The sequence below is a fragment of the Lutibacter sp. genome, assembly GCF_030692605.1.
In the GTDB taxonomy this organism is placed as follows: Bacteria; Bacteroidota; Bacteroidia; order Flavobacteriales; family Flavobacteriaceae; genus Lutibacter.
The window spans coordinates 1-8,361 of sequence record NZ_JAUYUD010000082.1; the positions used below are offsets into that span (position 1 = coordinate 1).

5 protein-coding genes and 1 pseudogene are annotated in these 8,361 nt (G+C 29.7%); 1 reads left to right on the forward strand and 5 read right to left on the reverse strand.

Translation table 11 applies throughout. The features are described 5' to 3' along the window. Nucleotides 1-120, forward strand: a pseudogene (locus Q8S45_RS07590) (IS1595 family transposase); the annotation flags it as partial. A 64-nt stretch (nucleotides 121-184) separates the two neighbouring features. Here Q8S45_RS07590 and Q8S45_RS07595 read toward each other — a convergent pair. From Q8S45_RS07595 to Q8S45_RS07615, 5 genes are all read right to left on the reverse strand, one after another. Next, nucleotides 185-4,030 (reverse strand): PAS domain S-box protein, encoded by a 3,846-nt coding sequence (locus Q8S45_RS07595; protein ID WP_305603158.1) that lies wholly within the window; start codon nucleotides 4,028-4,030, stop codon nucleotides 185-187. A 269-nt stretch (nucleotides 4,031-4,299) separates the two neighbouring features. Beyond that, nucleotides 4,300-5,631, reverse strand: coding sequence for a sugar porter family MFS transporter (locus tag Q8S45_RS07600; RefSeq protein ID WP_305603161.1), 1,332 nt, complete (start codon nucleotides 5,629-5,631; stop codon nucleotides 4,300-4,302). Between the two features lie 292 nt (nucleotides 5,632-5,923). Beyond that, entirely contained in the window at nucleotides 5,924-6,958 is a 1,035-nt protein-coding gene (locus Q8S45_RS07605) for a DUF6090 family protein (protein WP_305603164.1), read from the reverse strand. Nucleotides 6,959-6,974: 16 nt separating this feature from the next. Further along, the gene (locus Q8S45_RS07610; protein WP_305603167.1) at nucleotides 6,975-7,340 is read right to left on the reverse strand and encodes a DUF2200 domain-containing protein; all 366 of its coding nucleotides are present in this window, start codon (nucleotides 7,338-7,340) and stop codon (nucleotides 6,975-6,977) included. 302 nt (nucleotides 7,341-7,642) lie between these two features. Then, nucleotides 7,643-8,158 carry an adenine phosphoribosyltransferase gene (locus Q8S45_RS07615; RefSeq protein WP_305603170.1) on the reverse strand — a complete coding sequence of 172 codons (516 nt, stop codon included), beginning with the start codon at nucleotides 8,156-8,158 and terminating at the stop codon, nucleotides 7,643-7,645. Nucleotides 8,159-8,361 lie beyond the last annotated feature (203 nt).

An 8,361-nucleotide genomic window follows, 5' to 3' on the forward strand; every position in this document is an offset into this window, starting at 1 on the left:
AAAATTAAAGGAAAATATCTTCAATTGTACCTAAATGAGTTCGTTTATAAGCTTAACAGAAGATATTTTGAAGAAAAATTATTCGATAGGCTAGTAATAGCAAGCATTACAGGGTTATGATAGAAAACGGACAATCAGAAAAATAATATTTATAACCCGTTTGGTAAAATATTAATACAAATTTTTAATTATTTATAAATTTATTAATAGTTTCTAGCAGTAACTCCCTTGATACTGGTTTTGAGAGGTAATCGGTACAACCAATTGCCAGTGCTTTTTCTTTATCTGCCTTCATGGCATAAGCCGTAATAGCGATAATAGGAATTGTAGCATTAGTATTTCTTATTTCTTTAGTTGCTTCTATCCCATTCATAATTGGCATGTTGAAATCCATTAAGATTAAATCAATGTTATTATTGCTTTGCATAGCATCAACTGCTTCTTTGCCGTTTAAAACATGAATCAGGTTGAAGGGTTGACCCTCTAAAGCAGCTTCTATAAACCAAAAGTTAGATTCTTCATCTTCTGCAATCAGTATATTTTTAATAATATTATTTTCAATTAAAATAGTATCATTGGTAACATTCGTGCTTTTATCATTTTGAGGAACAAATTTATTAGGAATGGTGAAATAAAAGGTTGCCCCTTTATTAGGTTCAGATTCTACCCATATTTTGCCACCAAACAATTCTGTAATACCTTTTGATATAGACAACCCTAGACCTGAACCTTCTTTAACTTTTAAGATTTCATTATCTGACTGACCAAAACGTTCAAAAATATGAAAATGATCCTTTTTATTAATACCTACACCTGAATCTTTAACAAAACAAAATATCTCATTTTCTTTTACAGTGTAACCAAATTCTACCGTGCCATTTTTGGTAAATTTAAGCGCGTTTTCTAACAGATTTGAGAATACTTGTGCTAAACGAGTTTCATCTAAAACTACGTAACTTTCACTTTCATCTACCCCTTTTACAATATTTATTGCCGTATTTCTGTTTTTAGGCGAAATTAAAAATTGATGTTGTAGTTGGTCTATCAGTTTATTGAGATTAAATACTGACGGGTTTAATTTCAACTCTTTGGCATCTATTTTAGATACATCAATGATATCATTAATTAAATTCATCAGACGTTTACCACTTGAATTTACAATTTCGTGGTATTTATCCTTTTTTTCATCAGCTAGATTATGATCCATCAACAACTCTGAAAAACCTAAAATTGAATTCATCGGTGTTCTAATTTCATGACTCATATTAGCCAAAAATGCTGATTTTAATTTATCGTTTTCCTCGGCTCTTAGTTTAGCTTTAATAAGTTCTGCTTCGTTACGTTTACGTTCTATGGTTACACTTATTTGATGTGAAATGATTTCTAAAACTTCTTTATCTTTTTCAGTATAAGCATTACAATCTGTATAACTTTGAACTACAAAAGCACCTTTTACTTTTCCTTCTATTTTTAAAGGCACACCTAACCAAACTTTTGGAAATACACCTATCATTTCAATAACATTTTCATTTAAAAGTTTGGTTATTTCTTTCTCATTCAGCAACAACGACACTTCTTTTCTAATAACTAAGCCAGACATTGATTTCCCTGCTGGGAAATCAACCATTTCATCGTTCTCATCTTCAGAATAAGGTAAATTTATGGTATCATTTTCTTCATTATAAATTGCAACAAAAAAGTTTTTAGTATCTACAATTCGCCCTAATTCCTTTTGAATCAACTGCATTATTTCGCCTAAATCTAACGATGTTTGAGAAGCATTAGCAATATTTAAAATAATATTTTGAATTTCATTTGCTCTTTTCTGTTCTGTAATATCATTTAAAGATCCTACAATAGCCACCGTTTTACCATTTTTAACAACTGGAGCCTCTCTTACCTCAACCCAAATTTTATGACCATCTTTTCGTTTAAGCTCTAGTTCAAATGGTGGTTGAGTAATGCCAGTTTTTATAGCCTTATTGGTATTCTCAAAACCTATTTCGTTTATAGGATGGTCTGTAATTAACTCAGGCCATTTAATTAATACCTCTTCCACTTCATAACCAAGAATTTCCTTGACTTGAGGACTCATATAATTTAATTGATGATGAATGTCATGTGAATAAAATAGATTCGTGCTTTTTTCTAAAATATTACGCTGTTTCTGTTCAGTTTCTTTCAGTCTTATTTCACTTTGCTGACGTTCAATTGAAGTACTTATTTGATGTGAAATAATTTCTAATATCTCTTTATCGTTCTCATTATAGGCATTTTCATTCTCATAACTCTGAACAACAAATGCACCTATTGATTTTCCTTTAACAATTAAAGGTACTCCCAACCAAACTTTTGAGATTTCACCAACAACATCAATTTGATTTTCTTTTTCTAACCTATTGGTTTCTTCTTTTTTAAGTAAATATGATTTTCCTTGTTTAATAACCAGTCCGGTAGCCGTTTTACTTGCTGGGAAATTGATAATTTCATCTTTTTCATCTTGGTAAAAGATTCTGTTTATCGAATCATTCTCTTCATTATAAAGTGCCACATAAAAGTTTTTGGTATCAACAATTCTGCCTAGTTCATTTTGAACAACACGCATTATTGCATTTAGATTATCTTCTTTTTGAGAAGCAGTTGCAATATTTAAAATGATACTTTGAACGGTTTCTGTTTTTTTGCGTTCTGTTATATCTCTTTGAATCCCTAAAAAACCTATAATAGTGCCATTTTCATCCAGAATTGGGTCAACAGAAGATTCAATATTGACAAACCTTCCATTTTTAGCCTTATTAATGATATGGATTGCTTTTATACTTCTTTTGTGAAGCAATAATTTCCAAAATTTTTCATAAAAATGATCTGGTTGCATTCCGCTTTTAAGAATATTAGGTGTTGTTTTATTAACAACCTCGTCGGCAGTATAACCATAAAGTTTTGTAAATTGAGGGTTTATAAATGTTATAATTCCCTCAACATTTGTCATAAAAATTACATCACTAGAGTTATTAATTGCTTTATTCATTTTTCGCAATGTTGCTTCACTTTTCCTAGTTTCTGTTATATCTTCTATAACACCATCATACCTAACTATTTTTCCTTCACTATCTCTAATTACTCTCGCTCCTTCTTTAACAATAATTACATCACCAGCTTTTGTATACCACTCAGATTCATATCCCGATATTTCACCAGATTCAGCAATTAACTGTTTAAAGGCAACCTGTTTTAAAGGATCTACATAATTACCTTTTGATAAATCTAGTTGTTGAAGATCTTCTATCGAATCAAATTTTAACATTTTTATTAAAGCAGGATTTGCTGTTAAAATTTTACCTTCTGGAGTTGTTTGATACAAACCTAAAGTTGCATTGTTAAAAAAACCTTGAGTCAATGATTTATTTTCTTTTAATTCAATTTCTCGGTTTTTAGACCTAACTATTTCATTTTCATAATTTTTTTTAAAATATTTCAAGAAAATAAAAACAAATATGGAACTAACTATAAATGAAAAAATCAAATCCTGTTCTCTAATTTCTTCACTGATATATTCTGTTATTAATTCTTTGTAGTACCATTTTTCTAAAATATTTAATAAAATAAAATTAGAAATGGCCACTATTATATATAAAAAATGAAAACGTGTATTAGCAATAAGTAAAAACACTACAATTACAACAAAAAATAAAATTGGTGTTGAACCTTCTGAACCTCCAATGGTAAACCAAATTAATGACAATAATAATAGGGTTATTATGTACGCCAAAAATTTATAAAAGAGTCCTCTAAATCGAGCTAATAAATAAAGTGTAAAATAAAAAAATAATATTACAGTTGATAATATATTAATAATGAAGGAAAGACCAATAAAATTATTCCAAATTAGACTAATAAAACTAAAAGAGACCCCTATAATACACCCTACTTTATAAATTCTTTCTTCTAATATTGTACTTAATTCATCTCCAAATAAATTTGTTATAACTAAATTTAATTTATTTTTAAATTGAGAATAAAGTACTTTCATTTTATGGGGATTATGCAATTAATAAGGGTTTTAAATAAAATAGCCTGTTTCATTGAATTACAATTTTATAAAAGTAATAATTTTTATCAAATATCATTAAAATACTTTATTTAATCAACCTATCACCATAAAGAAACAAAAGCAAAAAAGAAAGGTGTAGGATACTTGGAGCGAAAGGTTGCTTTTAAGGTTTTAAATTCTTTATCAAAAAATATAAGATTGCCTTGACAGTCAAATATTCTTTTGTCAAATTTAATTTTTCTCGATATTTAAGAAGTTGAGACATTTTTTTTAATTAATATTTTACTTAACTTTTCTAACGGAACACCTTTAGTTTCAGGCATCATGAAAATTACAAAGATCAATTGAAACACCATCATTATTGCAAAAAAAAGAAAAACGACTCCTGCACCTATCGTTGAAAACAATGTTGGAATAAGCGCCGGTATTATTGCTGCTAAAAGCCAATGTGTTGTGCTTCCAAATGATTGACCGGTAGCTCTTAAATGATTTGGAAATATTTCAGATATAAATACCCATATTACGGCACCTTGACCAATTGCATGTGCTGCAATAAATAAGAATAGGAATATAGGAACCGCCATTCCTGTCCAACCCAAGAAAAAAGCCATTGCCACAAGTGATAAAGATATAATATAACCTATAGAACCAATATACATTAATTGTTTACGGCCAAGTTTATCAATGAGAAAGACCCCTAAGAGGGTAAACACAAGATTTGTAAACCCTATGCCAATACTGCTTAATAGTGCTGTATTTTCACCCAAGCCAGCTTCTTCAAATATCCTAGGAGCGTAATACAAAAAAGCGTTAATACCCGATAATTGATTAAACAAAGCCATAAGGAATGCCAGTGTAAGAGGGAAACGATATTTTTTCATAAATATATTTTCTCCTGGTAAATCTCTAGTGTTTTCTTCTTTTATTTCGATCATTAATTTTTCAATATCCTCATTTGGGTTAATAATTTCCAAAACTTTTTTAGCTTCATCAAATCGAAGTTTCGATATAAGCCACCTTGGGCTTTTGGGAACACTAAACATAAATATGGTATAAATTAGTGCCGGAAAAGCTTCAATGCCCATCATCCATCTCCAATCATTTTCACCAATTCCACTTAAAAGATAATTAGATAAAAATGCAATCAAAATTCCAAATACGATATTAAATTGGTATAAAGCCACCAATCGACCACGATCTTTTGCCGGTGCAATTTCCGAAATATAAGCAGGGGCAGCAATGGTTGATGCACCAACACCTAAGCCTCCAATAAATCTAAATATTGCAAAAGTCCAAGGGTCATTTGCCAAGCCAGATCCAATTGCCGAGATTGTGTATAAAATACCTATTAATATTAATGTATTTTTTCTTCCCCACTTATTGGTAGGAAATCCTCCAAAGATAGCGCCAACAACAGTTCCCCAAAGTGCCATTGCCATAACAATTGCACCATGAAAAGCATCAGATGAGCCCCATAATAATTGTAATTTTTTATCTGCCCCTGATATTACTACTGTATCAAAGCCAAATAAAAATCCTGCTAAAGCTGCTGTTATTGACCAAATTAAAATTTTATTCATTTTCTTGATAATTAGGGATTCTGTTTAGTTCTATAATAATTCTAAAGTTTATGAATTGCCTTTCAATGCAAAAATCATCAATAAAACAGAAAATTTTAGTTTTTATATAAGTAAACTTGCTGACATTCTTTTCTTTAATCATATTTTATCTAATTTTTCTAAAGAATTTTATCATTTGGTTTGTCTTTATTTTTATCTTCTTTTTTAGTTTTGTTATATTGATATAGTAACCTTATGCCCAATCTTGCAAACAAGATTACAGAAATAACCATAACAATGTTGAGGGCATCCATTATTCGGGCTGTTTTATAAATTCGTAGGTATTATCGTTTAAGTTTAAAAGAATATGGTAGTTGCCTGCTTTTACAGGAATATCACTACCGTCATATTCAGTTTCTCCTTTAGGAAACGTTAATCCTCCCCAGTTTTGTGACCAACTATCACGACATCTAAACTTAACAAGGCCGTCTTTTAACGGCAAGTATATTTCCCAAATATTATCATCGTATTTAGTTCGGGACATTGGTGTAGAATGTGCACCAACATCATCAAAACCATTTATAGAAGTGCCTATAATACCAACATCTTGATAAGATATTTTTACTTCAGGATAATAGGTTTTAATTAATTGAAGAATTGATCTCCCATCATTGGCTCTATTATATAAAGTAGCTCTAATCCAACTTTTTCCAGTTTGCACTGTTTTTAATACAGATCTAAAAGAATGAGATCTTACTAAATCGTGAAGAATTTTTATATCTGTTTTACTATAATATGTTGAATCAGATTGGAACCATTGAGAATTTGGAAAAGCAATACCAAGTTCTTGAAGTTTGGGATAAATAGGATCACTTTTAGATTTTATATCAGTGCTAATCCTGGTTGTATAATTAATAATTTGTTTGGTTATTTCGTTTTGTCTTAAATTATTTGGATTATAAATTAAGTTTTTTGAATGGTAAATTGCTTCCGAATGATGATCGTTTTGATTTTCAAGAGAAAACCAATAGAGATAATAAGGCAACTCGGGTGAAGGAATTGAATCTACTGTTTTAATAATCGTATCCAGATACTTAATTTGGATATCTAAACCATCAGTAGCTTTTTCAAATATGATAACATCTTCTGTAATTGAATTATATAACTGCTCTAAAATTACCTTAAATTGTGCTTCTTGCTTTTTATTTTCGTTCCAGTTATTTAACTGCAAAGCCATAAAAATACCAATCATTATAAGAGCAACCTCACCGAAGGCATATCTGAAATATTTTTGAAATTTGTTTTCGTTTGCAAGTTGCTTGCGTATTTTTCTAAATAAATTTATCATTGGCTTGCTAGTCTATTTAGGTAACTCTCAAAATTTTCTCCATCTTACGTCCTTTCGATAATTCATCTACCAACTTATCCAAATATCTTATTTGTTGCGTTAACGAATTTTCGATTTCTTCAACCCGATACCCACAAATAACACCCGTAATAAGGTGAGCTTTGGGGTTTAATGTTGCATCCTGAAAGAATTTTTCAAATGTCACTTTTTCTTCTATGAGTTCTTGCATTTTTTTTTCATCATAACCAACTAGCCATTCTATTACTAAATGTAATTCTTCTTTAGTTCTACCTTTTTTTTTGACTTTTGTGAGATAATGTGGATATACCGATGCGAATGTCATTTTTGCCATACGCTCATCGTGGTGACTTGTGTTGCTCATATCTTATAATTCAAATTCATTGTTAATTCTCAATTTATTTCAGCTTTTTCAATCGTTTCAAACTTATTTCTATGGTATTGTTGTCCCACTCAATTTCTTTTGCTTGAACGGTAAGTTTTTCAATATTTTAAAATTAGGAGGTGGATGAAAGTACACTTTATTTGTTAAAAAATGAAAATTTTATTATAATTTTTACTAAAAACATTCCCATAATTATTGAAATAGTTTTCATTTCCAAGAAAGAATGTTTCTAGAGTTTTGCAACAGCAAAAAAAGGAAATAATAAATTTGAAGTAGGTTGTTTAGTATTTTAATGCAGATTTTACAATGTAATTGCCTAATTTATCTTTACCATTTAAAAATTCTAATTGTATTATAAAATTGCATTGAACAATTTCGCCGCCTAAACGTTCTACCAATTTACAAACTGCTTCTGCGGTGCCACCTGTTGCTAACACATCGTCATGTATAAGTACTCGTTCCCCTTTTTTTATTGAGTCAATATGTATTTCTACAGCATCTTGCCCATATTCTAAATCATAAAATTCAGCGATTGTTGTAAAAGGTAATTTACCGGGTTTTCTAACTGGTATAAAACCTGCGTTGTAATGTTGTGCCAATAATGTTCCGAAAAAGAAACCTCTAGATTCAATTCCAATAACCTTATCTATTTTTTGATCTCCAATTAAGTTTATCAATTGGTTTTTGCACAACTGCATCGCAGTTGGATTTTGCAATAATGTTGCAATATCTTTAAACAAGACTCCTTCTTTTGGAAAATCTTGTATATCTCTAATATATTTTTCTACTTCGTTCATTTCGCAAAATTAGCATACTTATTTAAATTATGAAGATTATAAAATGAAAAAACCGCTATTTATAGACTGCCCCCAAAAAGTTAGACACTATTTGGGGGTATTTTTATGGAAAGAAAAGTGAAATATGATTACACATTTAAACTTGAATGTGTAAAATTAGTATTAGAGAAACATTATTCATGTTTATTAGTTTCAAAGCAGAA